General features: G+C 45.7%; 19 protein-coding genes. All 19 read left to right on the top strand.

Annotated elements, in window-relative coordinates; all coding sequences use genetic code 11:
- The first annotated feature begins 3 nt into the window (after nucleotides 1-3).
- Complete coding sequence (locus HGH47_RS07350; protein WP_016523627.1) at nucleotides 4-486, top strand: Lrp/AsnC family transcriptional regulator; 483 nt, start codon at nucleotides 4-6, stop codon at nucleotides 484-486.
- Nucleotides 483-1649 (top strand): aminotransferase class I/II-fold pyridoxal phosphate-dependent enzyme, encoded by a 1167-nt coding sequence (locus tag HGH47_RS07345; RefSeq protein ID WP_432911440.1) that lies wholly within the window; start codon nucleotides 483-485, stop codon nucleotides 1647-1649. Before HGH47_RS07350 ends, HGH47_RS07345 begins: the two co-directional genes overlap by 4 nt.
- Complete coding sequence (locus HGH47_RS07340) at nucleotides 1649-2470, top strand: Cof-type HAD-IIB family hydrolase (RefSeq protein WP_212564870.1); 822 nt, start codon at nucleotides 1649-1651, stop codon at nucleotides 2468-2470. The genes HGH47_RS07345 and HGH47_RS07340 overlap by 1 nt, the downstream gene beginning before the upstream one ends.
- 96 nt (nucleotides 2471-2566) lie before the next feature.
- Nucleotides 2567-3562: an ABC transporter ATP-binding protein gene (locus HGH47_RS07335; RefSeq protein WP_432911385.1), complete on the top strand. Its 996-nt coding sequence runs from the start codon at nucleotides 2567-2569 to the stop codon at nucleotides 3560-3562.
- Nucleotides 3563-3572: 10 nt separating this feature from the next.
- Entirely contained in the window at nucleotides 3573-4502 is a 930-nt protein-coding gene (locus HGH47_RS07330) for an ATP-binding cassette domain-containing protein (protein WP_432911382.1), read from the top strand.
- 10 nt (nucleotides 4503-4512) lie between these two features.
- Nucleotides 4513-5481, top strand: coding sequence for an ABC transporter permease (locus HGH47_RS07325; protein WP_432911379.1), 969 nt, complete (start codon nucleotides 4513-4515; stop codon nucleotides 5479-5481).
- Between the two features lie 69 nt (nucleotides 5482-5550).
- Entirely contained in the window at nucleotides 5551-6471 is a 921-nt protein-coding gene (locus HGH47_RS07320) for an ABC transporter permease (RefSeq protein WP_432911376.1), read from the top strand.
- Nucleotides 6472-6527: 56 nt separating this feature from the next.
- The gene (locus HGH47_RS07315) at nucleotides 6528-8381 is read left to right on the top strand and encodes an oligopeptide ABC transporter substrate-binding protein (RefSeq protein WP_432911373.1); all 1854 of its coding nucleotides are present in this window, start codon (nucleotides 6528-6530) and stop codon (nucleotides 8379-8381) included.
- Nucleotides 8382-8505: 124 nt separating this feature from the next.
- Nucleotides 8506-9978, top strand: a complete 1473-nt coding sequence (locus tag HGH47_RS07310) for a PP2C family protein-serine/threonine phosphatase (protein ID WP_253675019.1) — start codon at nucleotides 8506-8508, stop codon at nucleotides 9976-9978.
- Nucleotides 9979-9981: 3 nt separating this feature from the next.
- The gene (locus HGH47_RS07305; RefSeq protein ID WP_212564863.1) at nucleotides 9982-12111 is read left to right on the top strand and encodes a PP2C family protein-serine/threonine phosphatase; all 2130 of its coding nucleotides are present in this window, start codon (nucleotides 9982-9984) and stop codon (nucleotides 12109-12111) included.
- Nucleotides 12112-12123: 12 nt separating this feature from the next.
- Complete coding sequence (locus HGH47_RS07300) at nucleotides 12124-12453, top strand: STAS domain-containing protein (protein ID WP_414162740.1); 330 nt, start codon at nucleotides 12124-12126, stop codon at nucleotides 12451-12453.
- A 19-nt stretch (nucleotides 12454-12472) separates the two neighbouring features.
- Entirely contained in the window at nucleotides 12473-12862 is a 390-nt protein-coding gene (locus tag HGH47_RS07295; protein ID WP_212564862.1) for a hypothetical protein, read from the top strand.
- A gap of 25 nt (nucleotides 12863-12887) precedes the next feature.
- Nucleotides 12888-13658, top strand: coding sequence for a M15 family metallopeptidase (locus HGH47_RS07290; protein WP_212564861.1), 771 nt, complete (start codon nucleotides 12888-12890; stop codon nucleotides 13656-13658).
- 61 nt (nucleotides 13659-13719) lie between these two features.
- Nucleotides 13720-15390: a CoA-disulfide reductase gene (locus HGH47_RS07285; RefSeq protein ID WP_212564860.1), complete on the top strand. Its 1671-nt coding sequence runs from the start codon at nucleotides 13720-13722 to the stop codon at nucleotides 15388-15390.
- 61 nt (nucleotides 15391-15451) lie between these two features.
- Nucleotides 15452-16201, top strand: a complete 750-nt coding sequence (locus tag HGH47_RS07280; RefSeq protein ID WP_212564859.1) for a hypothetical protein — start codon at nucleotides 15452-15454, stop codon at nucleotides 16199-16201.
- A gap of 56 nt (nucleotides 16202-16257) precedes the next feature.
- Entirely contained in the window at nucleotides 16258-16797 is a 540-nt protein-coding gene (locus tag HGH47_RS07275) for a biotin transporter BioY (RefSeq protein ID WP_432911365.1), read from the top strand.
- Nucleotides 16798-16828: 31 nt separating this feature from the next.
- Complete coding sequence (locus HGH47_RS07270) at nucleotides 16829-17617, top strand: ABC transporter ATP-binding protein (RefSeq protein WP_432911362.1); 789 nt, start codon at nucleotides 16829-16831, stop codon at nucleotides 17615-17617.
- The gene (locus tag HGH47_RS07265) at nucleotides 17618-18280 is read left to right on the top strand and encodes a hypothetical protein (protein ID WP_432911359.1); all 663 of its coding nucleotides are present in this window, start codon (nucleotides 17618-17620) and stop codon (nucleotides 18278-18280) included. It begins immediately after the preceding gene.
- A gap of 447 nt (nucleotides 18281-18727) precedes the next feature.
- Nucleotides 18728-19012 (top strand): CRISPR-associated protein Cas2, encoded by a 285-nt coding sequence (locus tag HGH47_RS07260; protein ID WP_212564855.1) that lies wholly within the window; start codon nucleotides 18728-18730, stop codon nucleotides 19010-19012.
- Nucleotides 19013-19098: the final 86 nt, after the last annotated feature.

Here is a 19098-nt window from a genome sequence, read left to right as displayed (position 1 = left end):
GTTATGCAGGAAATCATCGATTTATTGGAAAACGATGCGCGGCTGAGTCCGCAGGATATTGCCGCAATGACGGGTAAGTCCGAGGAAGAGGTTCGCGCTGCCATTAAAAAATTAGAGGATGAGGGCATCATCTTAAAATATGCTGCGGTTATCAACCGTGAACGGCTTGCAAGCAGCGATACGGTATCTGCGATGATAGAAATTCAGGTTGCACCGGCGAGGGAACACGGATTTGACCGCATTGCGGAGCGGATATATCGGTACCCGCAGGTAAAGACGGTACAGCTGATGTCCGGCGGATACGATTTGCATGTGCTGGTTGAAGGAAAAGACTTAAAAGAGGTTGCCTTTTTCGTGTCGGAAAAGCTCGCGTCGCTGGAAGGAGTGATCAGCACACGTACGCATTTTGTGCTCAAGACCTACAAGGAAAACGGAACGTATTATATCGACCCCAAAAAAGATCCCCGCGAAGAGATTACCGCATAATGGATAGACCCGATAAATTTTCCAACCGAATTGTGAGCGTCGCTCCTTCCGGTATCCGCCGTTTTTTTGAGCTTGCCGCCGGACAGGACGATATTATCTCGCTGGGGGTAGGGGAGCCTGATTTTGCAACGCCGTGGGTTATGCGCGAGGAAGCGTGGTATCATCTCGAATGCGGGCATACATCCTATACTTCAAACTGGGGGCTTGAACCGCTCCGCAAGGCGATTGCAAACTATTTAACCCGCTACGGTATGTCGTATTCTCCTAAAAATGAGGTGCTGATTACCTTTGGCGTTTCGGAAGCAATCGATATTGTGTTCCGTTCCATCCTGAATCCGGGGGACGAGGTGATTGTTGCGGAACCGTGCTATGTTTCGTATCAGCCCTTGGTAGCGCTCTGCGGGGCGAAACCGGTCGGGCTGGATACCTCGGCGGATAACTTTATCCCGACGGCGGCAGCCATCGAAGCGCTTATTACGCCGAAGACCAAGGCGCTGATTATCTGCAGCCCGAACAATCCCACCGGTACGATGATTCCTGCTGATGAGATGGAAAAGATCGCCGCCGTCGTTAAAGAGCATAAGATTTGGGCGCTGTCCGACGAGGTGTATTGCGAACTTCGGTACGAAGCGCCGCATACATCTATCGGTTCTTTCCCCGGAATGAAGGATTACTGTATTATCCTCAACGGGTTTTCAAAGTCCTTTGCGATGACCGGCTGGCGTATCGGGTTTATCGCCTGCCCGCAGGAGCTGATGGCTCAAATTCATAAAATTCATCAGTATGCGGCAATCTGCGCTCCGATTATGAGCCAATATGCGGCGCTGGAAGGATTGGAACGCGGCTGGGACGAGGTTGAGCGGATGCGGGTTTCCTACCGGCAGCGGCGTAACTTGATGATGAAGAGTTTTGATTCGATGAATCTTCCTTATATAACGCCCGACGGTGCATTTTACCTCTTTGTCGATATCCGTAGTACCGGTTTAAGTTCGGAAGATTTTGCGGTTAAGCTGATTACCGACTACAAAGTTGCTGTTGTGCCCGGGCACGTGTTCGGAAGCGGCGGCGAAGGCTTTGTCCGCTGCTGCTACGCTACCGACATCAGTAAAATACGGGTTGCGCTTGAGCGTATCGGTAAATTGCTGAAAGGCGAGCCGCTGTAATGGAAAAGTTAAAAAACATAGAAATTATCGCAATGGATTTGGACGATACCCTTTTGCGGGATGATCTGACCATCTCCGATTATACGGTATCGGTTTTACAGGCCTTGATGAAAAAGGGTGTACTGACATTGCTCGCTTCGGGGAGAAGTCCTCGTTCGGTACATTCGTATGCGCAGCGGATCGGTTCGGATAAAACGGAAAGCTATATCCTGTGCAACAACGGGACGCAGATATTGACCTCCGATATGAAGCTGGAAATCATCAGCCGCCGTCTCGGCGCCGATCTTGCGATTGAGATTTACGATTATATAGAGTCGCAAAATCTTTCCTGCCATCTCTACTTTGACGATACCATTTACATCGCTAAACGGACTGTTTTTTCGGATCGGGATGCGCATCTGACAAAAATGAAGGTTGTCATACCGGATGATTATCGGGAAATTTTGCGCACCAAGCCGGTGTATAAATTGCTCATTCCTGCGGAGCCTGATATTATCGCTGCCGTCGAACCGGAGTTTAGAAAGCGGTTCGGTACGCGGGCTGTCCTGTTTACCAGTAAGCCGTATTTTTTGGAAATCATTCCATTGGATACCGGTAAGGGGGAGTTCCTGCAAGAGCTGGCATGGCTACTCGGTATCAAAAATGAGGCAGTGATGGCATTCGGCGACAGCATGAACGACGAAACGATGATCCGCCTTGCGGGATACGGCATCGCCATGAAAAACGGCCACGACGCTATCAAAGATATTGCGTACGCAGTAACGGACTACACCAATAACGAGGACGGTATCGCCCGCTTTTTAGAAAAATATGTGCTGTAGAGTGTAAGAGTGTAAGAATGCGGTTGCAAAATTTGCGTATCCGTGATACCGTGTTATAGAGTTATTAAAAAAAGGTTATAAATACAGTGAACTACCATGGAACAAAACAATTTATTGACCGTTAAAAATTTGCACACGGCTTTCCGTATCGACGGCAGCTACTATGATGCTGTTGACGGCGTGTCGTTTGACGTTCATCCCAATGAGATGCTTGCTATTGTAGGGGAATCCGGCTGCGGTAAAAGTACCGTTGCGATGTCCGTTATGGGACTGCACGATATGCGCTTTACCCGCGTTTCGGGTGAAATTTTACTGAACGGCAGGGACTTGCTGACGCTTTCAGAAAATGAGATGAACAAAATCCGCGGAAAAGATATCGGATTTATCTTTCAGGATCCGCTTGCTTCGCTTAATCCGCTGCAGCGGGTAGGGAAGCAGATTGAAGAAGCTCTGTTGTACCACACCAGTCTCAACGAAAAAGAGCGGCAAGAGCGGGTTTTACAGCTTTTAAACGATGTCGGTATCCAAAACCCCAAGCGGACGGCGCAGCGGTTTCCGCATGAGCTTTCAGGCGGAATGCGACAGCGGGTACTTATCGCGACTGCGCTGTCATGCAGCCCTTCGCTGATCATTGCCGATGAGCCGACAACAGCGCTCGATGTAACCATCCAAGCGCAGATTCTTGATCTTATCAAAGACCTGCAAGAAGAACATAAGGCCGGTATCATCCTTATCACTCATGACCTCGGCGTCGTTGCGCAGGTTGCCGACCGCGTTGCAGTTATGTACGCGGGGCAGATCGTCGAGCTTGCTACGGCGCAAGAGCTGTTCACTCATCCTTTGCATCCGTATACCCGCTCTTTGCTTAAATCGATTCCGCAGGCGGATAAAGACGACGATATGCTGCATGTTATCAAAGGTATGGTGCCGTCGCTCAAAAAGCTCAAGCATACGGGCTGTCGGTTCGCCGACCGTATACCGTGGATTCCTGCTGCGGAGCACGAAGAATCGCCGGTCTTACACGAAGTAAACTCCGGTCATTTTGTCCGCTGCTCCTGCTGGAAAAATTTCCGATTCGAGGATGAGGTATAAGGGGGCGGGTATGGCATTATTGGAAGTAAAAGACTTAAAAGTACATTTCCCCATCCGTGGCGGCTTTTTTAATACAATTCAAGATTACGTGCGAGCGGTGGACGGCGTTTCTTTTCAGATTGAAGAAGGAAAAACTTACGGCCTTATTGGGGAATCCGGTTCGGGGAAAACCACCATCGGCAAAGCGATTGTCGGGTTGGAACAGCCTACCGGCGGCGAAATCCGCTACGAAGGAAGCCTCGTAAATACCAAATCGCAGCGGAGAAAGATCAAATATAACGAAAATGTTCAGATGGTGTTTCAGGACGTTATGTCGAGTCTCGATCCAAAAAAGCGTATCCGCGATATCATTGCGGAACCCATCAGGAACTTTGAACGGCTTTCAAAGCATGAAGAATTAAAGAAGGTGCTTTCGCTGTTGCAGATTGTTGGAATTCCGCCCGATGGCTTATATAAATATCCGTATGAATTTTCGGGCGGGCAGCGGCAGCGCATCGGCGTTGCGCGTTCAATTGCTGTTAATCCGCAGCTCATTGTGGCGGACGAGCCGGTTTCTGCGCTCGACCTTTCGGTGCAGGCGCAAATTCTCAACTTTCTCAAAGAGATTCAGCGTGAATTTATGCTGAGCTACCTATTTATTTCGCACGACCTCGGTGTTGTCAAGCATATGTGCGATTACATCTACATCATGTACCGCGGTCGGTTTGTGGAAGCGGGGACGCGGGAAGATATTTATCATAATCCCATGCATATCTACACCAAGCGGCTTATCGCAGCAATTCCCGAAATGAATGTAGAAATACGCGAAGAATATAAAAAGCACCGTGCCGAAATTGAAGAAATATACAAGCGCGAATCTGAGCGTTACTTTAGTCCCGAAGGGCGGGTATACGATTTAAAGAAAATCAGCGAAACTCATTACGCTGCGTTGAAGGATTAGGGGGAAAAGTATGTGGAAGACGATAATACGCCGTATCCTTATTATGATACCGCAGCTGTTTGTATTGAGCGTTTTGGTTTTTTTAATCGGGAAGATGATGCCCGGCGATCCCTTCACCGGACTTGTCGGCAATCCGAATATTAAAGCAAGCCGCATCGAAGAGCTGCGGGAAAAAGCCGGTTTAAACGATCCGTGGCCGGTTCAGTATAAGAACTGGATGGGGCGGATTCTGCTACACGGCGATTTCGGTGTATCCTATACCTATAAAATTCCGGTAACGGATAAAATCAAATTACCCGCGCAAAACACCCTGTGGCTCTCGCTTTTAACGGTTGTGTTAACGTATGCGATTGCCATTCCGCTCGGTATCCGCGCCGGTCGCTATAACGGGTCTAAATTCGATAAGGCGGTGCTGGTCTATAACTTTATCACGTATGCAATTCCGACGTTTATCCTCGGTCTTTTGAGTCTTTTGCTGTTCGGCTATCGGCTGAAGATTTTTCCGACGTCGGGCTTCGTCGGATTGGAGGCAATGGGAAACAGTAGCCGTTATATTGTAAGCAGAATATATCACATGCTGCTGCCGGCAATTACGGCGGCAGTATTGCGTACGACGGGTATTGTGCAATACCTGCGCAATGAGGTTATCGATGCGAAGAGTCAAGATTACGTTAAAACGGCGCGGAGTAAGGGCGTACCGATCGATAAAGTTTATACGCATCATATTTTCCGAAATTCTCTGTTGCCGATAGCGGCCTTTTTCGGCTTTACGGTAACGGGATTGCTCGCCGGTTCAATATTTATCGAAACGATTTTTATGTATCAAGGGATGGGCTTGCTGTTTATAGAATCGATTATGTCGCGCGATTATTCGATTATCAATGCGCTCACCTTATTGTACGGCACGCTTGCCCTGTTCGGCAGCTTGATTTCGGATATTATTATGATAATCGTCGATCCGCGGATCAGAATTGAATAGGATCATCAACTGATGTATAAGGACGTATATTTTTGAACCATGCCATCTGTGGCGGTTTTGAGAGGGATTATGGAAAAAACAGCATTTGATATTGATACTATAGATGAAGCGACGTTAAAAGAAATGTCTTCCGTGCCGTCATTTTGGAAGATTGTAAAGACGGAATTTAAACATGATAAGGCAGCAATCGTTGCACTCGGGATATTGGTTATTATCTTTGCAGTGATTATCATCGGTGGTTTTGTGCTTGATACGGAAACCGTTATGAAGGTGAGTTTACGGGATAAGTTTTCCGTGCCCGGTAAAAAATATCTGCTCGGTGCCGACCTCGGCGGCAGGCCGATTTTACCGCAGCTGATTATCGGTGCGCGTAATTCCATTTTAATCGCTTTCAGCGTAACGATTATCACCGAAATCGTCGGTGTCTTTTTCGGCTTGATGGCAGGTTTTTACGCGGGAAAAGTCGATAATGTCATTATGCGTATTTGCGACTTTATTCTTATTCTGCCGATCGTGATGCTCATTATTGTCTTTGTAACCATCGTGCCGACCTATAATATTTGGACGTTTATTTTTATTATGTCCGCCTTTTATTGGACGGGGGTTACACGTCTTGTACGGAGTAAGGCCTTGTCCGAAAACCGCCGCGATTATGTGAACGCATCGCGCATTATGGGAACGGGGGATTTTAAGATTATGTACGGCGGTATTTTGCCGAATATCGCTTCCATCATCATCGTAGATTTTACGCTCGGTATGGCAGGCAATATCGGTATCGAAACGGGGATGAGTTTTTTAGGCTTTGGGCTCCCGCCGACATCGCCGTCGCTCGGTACCTTGATCGGGTATGCGCGTGACCCGGGAACTATTTCCGGCAAGCTGTGGGTATGGCTGCCTGCATCCATTCTTATTATGGTATTAATGCTGTGTATCAATTACGTCGGACAAACGATAAAACGCGCCTCCGATGCAAAGCAGCGTTATAAATAGAAGGAACATCTTTAAAAATCAACCTGTTTTTAAAGTTGGCCAAGAGGAGGAGTTTAATGTCAAAGAGTTTAAAAGTTGCTGCATTTTTATGCGCAGTGATGATGGTGCTTGCAAGCTGCGGCGGTAAGACGGGACAAAAGCAGACTGCACGGACCGGTAGCGATACGGAAGCGGATAAAACATTAAAACTGATGTTTCCGCAAATGATCGAGCGGGAAGGATCGACTATTAAGGGTGGCACCTTTGTATACGGTTTTGTATATGATACGCCGTGGAAGGGAGTGTTTAACACCTTCCTGTATCAGGATAATCCCACGTATGAAGTAATGCGTCCGCGGATCGGTAAGTTTATGACCGACGGCCCGAATCATGAAATTAAGGACAGCTACTGTGTGATGACGTTCGACCGCGAGGCAAAAACGGCGACATACCACATAAACGAAAAGCTTACGTGGTCGGATGGAGTGCCGGTTACGGCTGAGGACATTATTTTTGTCTATGAATGCGTCGGGCATCCCGACTATACGGGCGTTCGTTATGACAGCGACTATGAAAATGTTGTCGGTATGGTTGAGTACCACAAAGGCGAGGCAAAAACGATTTCCGGTGTAAAAAAGATAGATGATAAAACGGTAGAGGTTACCTTTAAAAACTTTTTCCCGGGCATTTTATGGGGTGCGGGAATCACTTATGATGCGGAACCCTATCATTATCTCAAAGATATCCCGTTAACGGAAATGGCTTCTCACGATCGTGTGCGGAAAACGCCGCTCTCTTGCGGCCCGTTTGTGATCAATTCTATGGTAGAAGGTGATATACTTGAATATGTGCCCAATCCCTATTGGTATGGTAGAAAAATTGCGATCGATAAGCTCATCATCAAACGGATTGCGCCGACTTCTGCTGCCGCGGCGATAAAAGCGGGCGAAGTTGACGCCGTTCAATTTAAAGCCGATTTATACGATCAATTTGTTGAACTTGACGATGAGGGTAAAACGGTTTTCGACGAAAATGGAAAACCGAAAATGAAAGTCGATAATATTGATATTGTCGGTAATATCGAAAACACTTATACATACATCGGATTTAAATTCGGGACATGGAATAAAGAAAAAGAAATGTGCGAAATGTTCCCCGACGGCGGTAAATTTAAAGACAAGGCGCTGCGTCAGGCTATCGGCTATGCGATGGATAACGACGGTATCAATGCCATTTACTACCACGGTTTGCGTGTTACGGCAAATTCGTTTATTACACCGTACCATCCTGGTTTCTACGATGTTTCACGGAAAGGTTATTCCTACGATCCTGATAAAGCGAAACAACTGCTTGACAAAGCGGGCTACAAGGATGTCGACGGGGATGGTTACCGCGAAACGCCTGACGGAAAACCGCTTAAAATCAATTTCATGTTTATGAGCGGCAGCGATGTATCGGCTCCGATTGCGAATTACTATATTCAAAATTGGAAAGATGTCGGCTTAAATGTTGCGCTGAACGACGGTCGGCTGATCGAATTCAATGCGTTCTACGATAAGCTGCAGGATGACGACCCAACGGTAGAGATGTACTCCGCTGCATGGGGTGTCGGATCCAATCCCGAACCGACCGGCCTTTACGGAAAAGTTGCGCAGTTTAATTTGGAACGTTGGGTAAACGATAAAAACGAGGAGCTACTTGCTAAAATAACCTCAGGAGATGCTTTTGACGAAGCATTCCGCGCTCAAGCATATAGGGATTGGGACGAAAATATTCTTGAAGAAGCTCCGGCGATTCCGACTGCTTACCGCATGAAATTGTACGCGGTAAACAAGCGGACAAAGAGCTGGGATCAACAGTTCGTTACCGACTGGGACTGGTGCGATCTTGCGCTGATCAGCGAGAAGCCTGCCGTCAATATGATGAAATAACGGGAACAGGGTAAAAATAATAGTATGGACTAACGGAGTAACACTGGCCGGTCGGGTAAAGACAGGTCGGTGTTATTCGTTTAAAAATGAAAAGTGAATTAAAATGGTTATGAGGTTGTAGTGCATGATACGAAAACAACAGGAATTTTGGGGAAAATTAGTTATTTTTACCGGCATTAGTTTGGTTTTTTCAGCTTTTATGCTCGCGTTGAGTCCTCGTTTTTCGTTTTTAGGGCGGCTGATTTCGGCAAGAGACCTTACATTGATGGTAACACAATACCGGATGCTTCCTAATTTCAGTTTTGTTACCCGTTTCGGTTTTGCTTTTGCAATCTTTGCTATTGCTTCCATTATGGTCTCGCTTGGGACAGCTTTTTTATCTCGCAAGGTACGGGAAAGGGTGTATCAAGAAACCGAGACTGCTCTTTTTGACACCTTTATCAACAGATTGCGCTTTTGCTATACTCGTGAAAACCTTATTGAAGCTATTCAACAGGAACTTGAATACAAGGCTGATTGCTCTGTCTTGCTTATCAATACCGACACCGATTTGGTTATATATAGCAGCACTTCTGCTTATGTCTCGGATCCCGATGTGTATGAAAAACTAGCGCATCGGTTTTCAGTCGAATGGATGGATCACTGGGGAGAAAATATTTATTTATTGGATTCGGATATGCAGATGATCACTGATAGAAAAAAAGCGCGGGGTTTGGTCATTGCATATAGTTCTGCACGGTTTTTTATTATCTGCCGCTATATCCGTGCGGTTGAACCCGAAGTTTTCCATCAGTTTTTTACGGAGTTTAAAAACTATTTCGGACGCGAAAAAACACTTTCGCAGCTCCTCTATTATTCGGAACTTGCGCAAGAATGGCAGATGGTTGCCAATACTCAGCGGGCATTCCTGCCGCAAAAGATACCGGCGCTTGACAAGCTGGAAATAGGCGTTTATTTCCGGCCATTGGTAAACGTATCGGGAGACTATTATGACATTATCCCTATTGACGAAGATAAAACCCTTGTTATTACGGGGGACGTTTCCGGCAAAGGACTCGCTGCAGCGCTTGTCATGGGTGTCGTTGTAAACACGATAAGGATTATGGAAAATAAAGAAGACCTTGCCGGTTTGATTTTTGCAATAGACAGCGCTATTAAGCGTATGAATCTGCTGGATAAATATACTGTTGTATTTTTAGGACTCATTGATACTAAGGCTATGAAGATACGTTATGTAAATGCTTCAATGGAAGCGCCGATGATCTTTACGAGGGCGGCGGAAGGATATAAAGTAAAGATGCTTGATTCAAATTGTTCCGTTATCGGAATTATTGATATCGATTCGGTGACGGTTTCCGAAAAGCCTTTATACCGTAATGATTTGCTTGTTATTACGACGGACGGAATTCCCGAAATTACCAATGAAGAAGGGGTGGAACTCGGCAGTAATGAGCTTTACATTGACTCGATTAAATCTTTTGCTTCGTCGGACGCATCGTCAATTACCTCAAAAGTAGCGGAATTGGGGCTTAACTATAGTGCTGCAAAAGCCTTCCGCGATGATACTACTATTTTAGCAGTAAAATTAAAGGGATAATGTATGGGGTTAATTTTCTTTACATATTTTGGCGCTGTTTTACTCCTTGTAAACTCATTGTATCTTTCGTTTCATCAATCGAATCGTATTAATGTTCTGTTAAATAAGATTACGGTTCCTGCTACGCTTGTTGCACTTTGTATCGCAGTTTCCATTCATTTGGTGTTTTACGGACAGGCCGCTATACAGCGTATCGTATCCGTCGGTGCCTTTTTCTTTATGGTGCTTGCATCATATCATATCATCAATATGGCATTTATCATTTCGGAACTAAAAGCGTATAAGGTGCTTCAAAAGATTAACGTAGTATTTCATCTCGCCGGTATCGGGCTTATCGTGTTCTATGTGGGCAGGTTCCAATGGAATCCGCTGAGAGGCTTCTATTTTTTACAGCGTGATGTACTTCCGGGTATGAGCGGCGTTAGACTTTTTCAATATGTGTATGTATTTCTTACCGCTGTTATTTCAATTGCAATAGTCTTTGTAAAAATGATTTTCGTTAAAAGCAATATTCACCGTCAGCAGCTGTTTTTGCACGGACTTGCCGTCGGAGTCGGCCTCGTTATATGGATTGCGGAAAGCCATTATTTTCTGATATTTTCTTGGGCTTTTTCGTTTATACCGTTCGGGTATGTTGCTATGTTGGCGTTGGACAATGCCATATTTTCGCTGACGCGTGTTTTTGATATTAAGCAAATTCTCTTCGGTCTTATCCGGTTTATCTTTTTTACTGTTTTATTTGCCGGAGCTGCTGGTTTTGCAACAGCGCTTATTATGCAGTTTATCCCTTCGGTTGGCGGTTGGATGGCTTTAATTACGGTTTCGTGTATTATTCTTTTCTTTAGCCGAAGTTTTGTTGCCGGTAAGCTTGAATATGTCTTTGGTAAAACAGCAGACTACGAAGTAAAGTTAGATGCAGAGCTGCAAAAACTCGATTTTGGTAAAGGTCACGATACGGTGTTGGAGACTTTTCCGAGAATTATGAAACAGTATATCACCTGTAAAGGCCTCGATATTCTTGTCAGCGATGAAAATATGAATTTGCAGACGGTGTATTCGGACTTTGACCATCATAATACGATGAGCGCCAATCTCCCTTGTTTTGAATATCTGCTTAATCAAAATAATGTCGTTATCACTAAAACGGAGCTTATTGCTAATTATCTCTATGAGTCTATCAGAGGTGAGCTGCTCAATATCTTTGAAACAACACAAACCGAAATCCTTATCACTATGAGAGAGGGGCAAAAACTTATCGGCTGTATCCTTTTGGCGCCAAAAACGCATAGTGCGGAGTATACCCCGTATGACATACGTGTATTGTCCAATATGTATTCATATTTCTTTTTGGTAATTTATTACCTGAGAAATATTTCCAAGCAGGATATTACCGTTACGATCGACCGCGAGGTTGAAATGTCCGATCAAATTATCGGATCCATTCAGAACTATAAGAATACGCTTGAATCGCATGGATTTTCAATGGATTCTATTGCATATTCCGCGCACCAGCTCGGCGGTGATTTTATCGACTATATTACGCTGAACGAAAAACGGGCAATGTTCCTTATTGGGGATGTTTCAGGTAAGGGTTTAAGCGCCAGTATGTCGATGGTCATTTTAAAGTCGATTATTCATACCTATTTGCAGACAATCTCAGATTTTAAGGAATTAATAACAAAGGTAAACCGATTTATAAAGGACAATCTGCCGCGCGGAACTTTCTTTGCGGGACTTTTTGGTATTATCGACTTTCCGACTAATACGATTTATTATTTGAACTGCGGTATTCCGCTGATGTCAATGTATATCAGTTCATATAAGAACGCAATCGAAATTCAGGGGGAAGGCAGAGTTCTCGGCTTTGTAAAGAATATTGCGCCTTTCTTAAAAGTACGGAAAATCACCATGCACAAAGGAGATACGATTGTTTTTACGACTGACGGTTTGCTTGAGGCAACGAACCTAAAAGGAGACCGATTTGGCAGCGATCGTGTTGGCCGAATCCTGCAGGAAAATAACAGCGCTAACCCCTCTCAGATTGCTCGTACTATTTATAATAGCCTTCTGGATTTTATTTTACGTAAAATTGATGATGATGTTACTATATTGGTATTGAAATATAATCAATAAGATAGGAGTATAATGATGGATAACTTAACGATTACGGAAAAAACAAACGATGCGTTTGTATTGCTGACGGTAGCCGGTTCAATAAATTCATACACGTATCATGAATTTGAAACAAAAGTTTACAACCTTATTAAGGAGCGCTCAATTGTACTTGATGTATCCCGCGTTACCAATTTATCCTCATCAGGATTGGGAATCCTTATGGCTGCTTCCGAAGACGGGGAGGAGGTCGGTCATAAAATTTATATTCTGAATCCTTCAGAGGTTGTAAAGCTTGCGATTGCCTCCACCGGTTTTTCGGAAGTGTTTCCTATTATCCGCTCGCTCGACGAAGTAAAATAGGCTGATACGGTATAAGGACGTGAACCATTTACAGGTAGAAGCTGATTTAAAAAATATCGGCTTTATTGAAGAGTTTATTTCTACCTCTAAAAATATTCCCGAGAGTAAACGAGCAACAGCGCTTATTATCTCAACGGAAGTGTTTGACAATATTGCCGAACATGCCGTCTTTGCTGAAAATAAAAATATTCTATTAAGTGTATCAAATATTTTCTTTCCGCGTCTTTGTTTCTCCTACCACAGCACGAATTTTGATAATTTATTACATGCGCTCAAGAGAACAAAACCTCACTTTGATCCTGATGCAAAACGGTATCGGGGATTCGGTTTATTGATGACAAAAAACCTTGCCCGTAAAGTATGTTATCGGCAAGAGCAATCCCGCTCCTGTATTATCGTATACCTATAAACACGTCGCTTAAAAAGTCGGTATTATGAAGAAAATACTTTCTATAATGATATGTCTGTTATCGTTCTTTTGTGTAACGGCTGCTGATGCAAATATGGAAATGCAGCTTCGCAGTTTCGTATATCCTTCTGCTATTCCGGCAGAGATACGGCGCCATATCGGCAATGACGCAGGCGCCTTTTTGGCCGAGTTAAAACAGGTTTTAGCGGCGGAAAAGGAAAACCTTTTGGTGCTGGTTGATAAGCGGCATTTGTTGCCGGACGGATATACGCCGCAAAATCTTGTAACACTGACTGCCGGTCGCGCCTATATGATTAACCGAAAAGATTTATCCTTGACAAAAACGGCGGAACAAGCCTTGCAAGAGATGGCGCGTGTCGCAAAGAATGACGGCGTTACGCTGGTTGTCAGCTCCTCGTACCGTTCATACACATATCAGAAAAATTTATTTGACCGCTATGTACGGGAATCCGGCGAAAAAGAAGCTGAACGGTTTTCCGCCCGTGCGGGAACAAGCCAGCACCAGCTTGGTACGGTTGTAGACTTCGGTTCCATCTCCGATGAATTTGCACAAACACGCGCCGGTAAGTGGGTACTGCAGAACGCTTCAAAATACGGCTGGTCGCTTTCTTTTCCCAAAGGATACGAAGCGGTAACCGGCTATGTGTGGGAATCGTGGCATTACCGATATATCGGTGCGGAAGCCTGTGCTTTTCAGCAAAAATGGTTCGGCGGTATTCAGCAGTATATGCTTGAATTTATCGATGCGTGGAAAAAAACAACCGAAATGAAATAAGACGATGCCTCTAAAACTGATTGTATGTTGGGTCATCATGGAATAAACTTATGGAGGAAAAATGAAGAAATATCTTATAGTAGGCGGCGTTGCCGGAGGGGCAGGCGTTGCAGCTCGGTTACGCAGATTGGATGAAACAGCGGAGATTACCGTCTTTGAGCGGGGACAGCATATCAGCTTTGCGAACTGCGGGCTTCCCTATTATGCCGGCGGCGTTATCGAAAACCGGGATGCGCTTTTTGTGATGACGCCCGAAAAGTTTAAGGCATCGCTGAACGTTACCGCAAAGATACGGCACGAGGTAACGGCGATTAATCCTTCTTCCAAAACGGTAACGGTTAAAAATTTGGATACCGGGGCGGAAAGTACCGAAAGCTATGATACGCTGATTTTAAGCCCGGGCGCATCCCCCATTAAGCCGCCGATTCCGGGAATCAATGATGACGCCATTTACACACTGCGATCGGTCAGCGATATCGAAGCAATTAAGCAAAGAATTGATAACCCTGCGACAAAACGGATTGCCGTAATCGGCGGAGGTTTTATCGGTTTGGAAATGGCTGAAAACCTGCATCGCCGCGGCATGGAAGTTTCCATTATCGAAGCGGTCGATCAGGTGATGAATGTCATCGATTACGATATGGCGGCAATCGTGCAGGCGAACATCCGCAGCAAGGGGGTCGGTTTATACCTGAAAGATGGAGTAAAAGCCTTTGAACGGCGCAGCGCCGGTTTAGCGGTATGTTTGCAGTCGGGCAAAGAGGTGGTATGCGATGCCGTCATCCTTTCGATCGGCGTGCATCCCGATACCGCATTGGCAAAGGCTTGCAATATCGAGCTTGCGCCGAACGGGGCGATAAAGGTCAACGACTATTTTGAAACCTCTCAAAAGGATATTTACGCTATCGGCGATGCGATTTCGTTTAAGAGTCCGCTGCTCGGTACCGATGTGACGGTTCCCCTTGCAGGGCCTGCAAATAAACAGGCACGCATCTGTGCGGATAATATCGTGTACGGCAATAAAAAACCGTACTGCGGGACAATCGGTACCAGCATCGCGCGGATATTCGATTATACTGCCGCTGCAACGGGATTGGGAGAGAAAGCGTTGGATAGGGCAGGGCTTCCCTATAAGCAGGCGGTAACCCATGCCGCTCATCATGCAGGGTATTATCCCAACGCATCCATGTTATCGATTAAAATTCTGTATAATCCTGAAAACGGTCGGCTCTGGGGTGCACAGGCAGTCGGTGCGGAAGGCGCGGATAAGAGAATCGATGTTCTAGCCGCCTATATCAAAAAGAACGGCACGATTTCCGACTTGGCAGAATTTGAGCACGCGTATGCGCCGCCGTTTAACTCCGCAAAGGATCCCATAAATATGCTCGGATTTATTGCGGAAAATGACCGTGATGGTTTAACAACGATTATTTCATGGCGGGATGTCTCTAAATATGCGGAACAGGGGTCATTCTTCCTTGATGCACGGACTCCGGAGGAATTTAGCTGCGGCGCCATTCCGGGAGCGGTCAATATACCGCATACTGCATTGCGTGGTAGATTAAACGAAGTACCGAAAGACCGGCCGATTGTTATTAACTGCGGGTCGGGTTTGCGGGGATATATAGCTGAGCGGATTTTGCGGCAGAACGGATATACAAGTACGGTGAACCTTTCGGGCGGTTTTATGACATATAGCGCAGTCCATAACGAGCTGTCCCGTTTGCCGTGAAATTTGATATTTAGTGATTTGATGATTTGACGAAATCGGTTTTTACCTATAGAATAGAGATATGAAAATACTCCATCGATATTTATTTTTAGCTTTTATAATAGGTGTATCGGTCGGCTGTTCTGCCGCACCGCCTTCCGTTAAAGAGGAACCTGCTCAATCCGAGGCAGTTACGGCTCCGGCACCTGAACCGGTCAAAGAACCGGAAGTACCGATAAAGCAGGAAACCGTTAAACCTACGGTTTCGGTTAAGCCGAAGCCGCCGGTTAAAACAAAGACACCGCCCGTGAAGGTAGAAGAATCTCCTGCAAAGGTTGAGGAACCGCCAGCAAAGCCGGAACCGGTTGTTGCAAAAAAAGAACCTGCCGCCAAAGTTAAGCCCGAGTCTGTCGAAGAAAAAAATACTGTCATCGCTGAGTTTGAAGGAGTTACGATTACAAAAGAAACGTACGATCAAACAAAAACGGAGATGGAAAAGATCGTCGAGAAGCTTAACCGGATTACTGCTTCAAAGGATTATAGTCAATGGCTTACATTCTTATCGGAAGACTATAAGCGACAGTATTCTCAGGCTTTGACGCTTCAAAAAGTTTCCGAAGCGCTGCCGGTTAAGGGGATAAAACTTAAATCTTTGAAGGATTACTTTACCTACGTCTTCGTTCCTTCGCGTCAGAATGTACGGGTAGACGATATAAAGTTTGTTTCACCGACACGGGTCAATGTTATTATGAAGCAGGCGAATGTTTCTTTGCTCGTCTACGGCTTGGAAAATATTGACGGTACTTGGAAGCTGATTCCGTCGAAACTATAGGGCATCTCTAAAAAATTCGTCACATTTTGCGAGATTCTTACAGGGTATGTACAAAGATGCGTAAAAGTATTATTTCTGCGGTTTTTGCCGCGTTGATTTGTGCGGGATGGATGATGGCTATTCCCGTTGGACCTATTCCGATTGTACTGCAAAACGCGCTTGCAGTGCTTGCAGGATTGCTGTTGGGGCCGCTGTTCGGTGGTCTTTCGGTACTGCTCTTTCTGGTTGCCGGAGCTGTCGGGCTGCCTGTTTTTTCGGGCGGATCCGGAGGTTTTGCCGTATTTGCGGGACCGACCGGCGGCTTTTTAGTCGGGTATCTTGCAGCGGCTGTTGTCGGCGGCTTTATTATGAAACTCTATAGGGAAGAACAGCGGTGGCCGCTTGCCTGCGGTATCATTGCGGTTGCAGGGCTTTTGAGCTTTTTGTCCATTTATGTGTTCGGTCTTTTGTGGTTTAAACACGCGCTTAACCTCAGCTGGCAGCATACTTTTCTGAAAGGGTTTGTGCCTTTTATCCTGCCCGATTTGATTAAACTGGTTGTTGTTGTTCCCATTACGCTCAAATTGCGCCCGATTATACGGCGCTATACGGAATAACACCGGCGCTCATGCATTGTTCGCTATACCAATGCCATCTGCCTCAGACCGATATGAATTGCTCAAACTCACCGATGTAACCAAATCTTTTGCCGGATGTGAACAGCCGGTACTGAACGGTATATCTTTCTCGGTGTATGACGGCGACTGTATTGTCGTATCCGGACCTAATGGATCGGGTAAAACCGTGTTGATGACGCTTATCGCTGGGCTGGAAATGACGTCTGCCGGTTCGATAGTCCGTAGTGGGAAAGACGGCTGTGAGCTGCGTATCGGGCTGGTGTTTCAGGAAGCCGACGCCCAAATCCTCGGAGACACCGTCGAAGAGGATGCGCTTTTCGGTATGCGGGACAGCAAGCTGTCTAAAGACGTCATCGCGCAGCGGTTGGAAGCGGTACTGAGGCAATTGGGCTTGTACGAAAAGCGCCGTTCGCCTGCGCGCAGTTTGTCAGGGGGCGAAAAGCGGCGGCTTGCGGTTGCCGGTATCCTGATGATGGAAGCCGATGTCATCATCTTTGACGAACCTTTTGCCAACCTCGATTATACAGGGGTGGTGCAGGTAACGGCAATGATAGAGCAGCTGCAGCGTGACGGAAAAACGATTATGGTACTTACCCACGAGCTGGAAAAAGTGTTGGCGCTTGCGAACCGGCTCATCATTTTGCACAAGGGAAATCTTGTTTATAATGCGGAACCCGAACCTGCACTCCATAGCGGTATCCTTGAACAATACGGCATACGGAATCCGCTCTGCTCATACCGTGTATTTGCCGACCTTGTATGGAAAATTGGTGAGCGAAGCTCACCGGTGCTCATATAGATGACCGTCGATAAAAACAGTTTTTTATTTCAATATACGGCTCGAAATACGGTGATTCACCGTCTCCCGGCAGGGGTAAAGTTTTGCGTATTATGTCTCTCTTCCTTTGCCCTGTACGGCGCTCCCCAAGCGGCGCTTGCCGTATATGCGGTATGTCTTGTTTTTATCGCTCTCTGTGCAAAAATATCACTGGTGGCGATAAAGAGAAATTGCCGGTTCTTGTGTATATACGCAGTGTGTATCTTCCTTATCAAAATAATCGGGATGCCGCTGACGGCAGATATGTTTAAAGCTACGGCAACGGAAACGCTGTTTTTTATGCAAAAACTTGCGCTTATCTTATTTACCGCCTCGATATTTTACGAAACTACCTCAAAGCTGGAAATTTTTATGCTTTGTGAAAAAATCGAACGATTCTTTTGCGGAAAGAAATACACCGGCGCTTTTTCGACACTCTTTACCATCACATTGATGTGCGTTCCCCGTGTATTCGAAGTATGGGCGCAGTTAAACTATGCCTATGATGCGCGTACTCACCGGCGGCGTGATTTCATAAGCGCCTGCCGTCGTTTTGCTTCTCTATTGCCTGCACTTATCGAAAACCTCTTACGCTTTGCCGTTACCGTCGAAAAAGCCCTCAAAAATCGGCGACTGCGGGGGTGAGCAGGGCAACCGTATTAAAAATATTTTTAGCGGTTGCCTTCCTTCTGTGCGAAATTTCATAGGTATAAGGTGAGCGTCTACAATGACGCCGCTCACCTTAACCGTCAAGTTTTCTTTCGAAAACTTGCGTATTGATGTGTGCGCTTTTCGCGCACGAATGCAACAGTTTCCAAAATTCATATTTTGTTCAACTGTTGCATTTTAAGGAAATAAAATTTCGCACATTTTTTTCTAGCGGACGGGTAAACGCATCAGGTAGAGTAGATAAAAACCGCGGAAAAATTGAGACTGTGAGACCATTTGAACCGCGAAGAGGTTCAACTCTGGTCGAATAGTCTCAATTTTTCCGCGGGGGTGTTAAACAAGCGACCTGATGCGTTTATCCTGAACTTCTTGGTGCAAGCCCTTTGACAATAGAGCCTTGTTTGTTATATTCTATACCTTAATATGTTTGTATCGGTAATGATAGATCCGGGCGGAGAGGAATCCGCCGCCCATCTTTCTGAATTATTGACTTTTTACGGATTTGAACGGGTGCAGCGGGCGTGTTGGGAATCAACTACGCTTAGTGAGAAACAGTTGGTCGCTCTTAAACGTGAAATTGATCGGGTAACCGATTATTATGATGTTATCCGCATGTATCAGTATCCCGTCGAGGGCGTATTAGCGATTTCCACGCTTGCTAAAAAAAAGTGGCGGAAAATCTTAATCCGTCCACCTAAGAAAGTCTAAGCTTCTTATGGAATATATGGGAGATACGCTAAAAAGTGCCGTCTAAAATTATGTCGCCTCATCAACCGATGTACTTCCGTGTACAT

The organism is Treponema sp. OMZ 805, from assembly GCF_050937395.1.
Lineage (GTDB): Bacteria > Spirochaetota > Spirochaetia > Treponematales > Treponemataceae > Treponema.
Note: the sequence above shows the minus strand (reverse complement) of the source record. Positions and strands in the feature narration are given on the sequence as shown.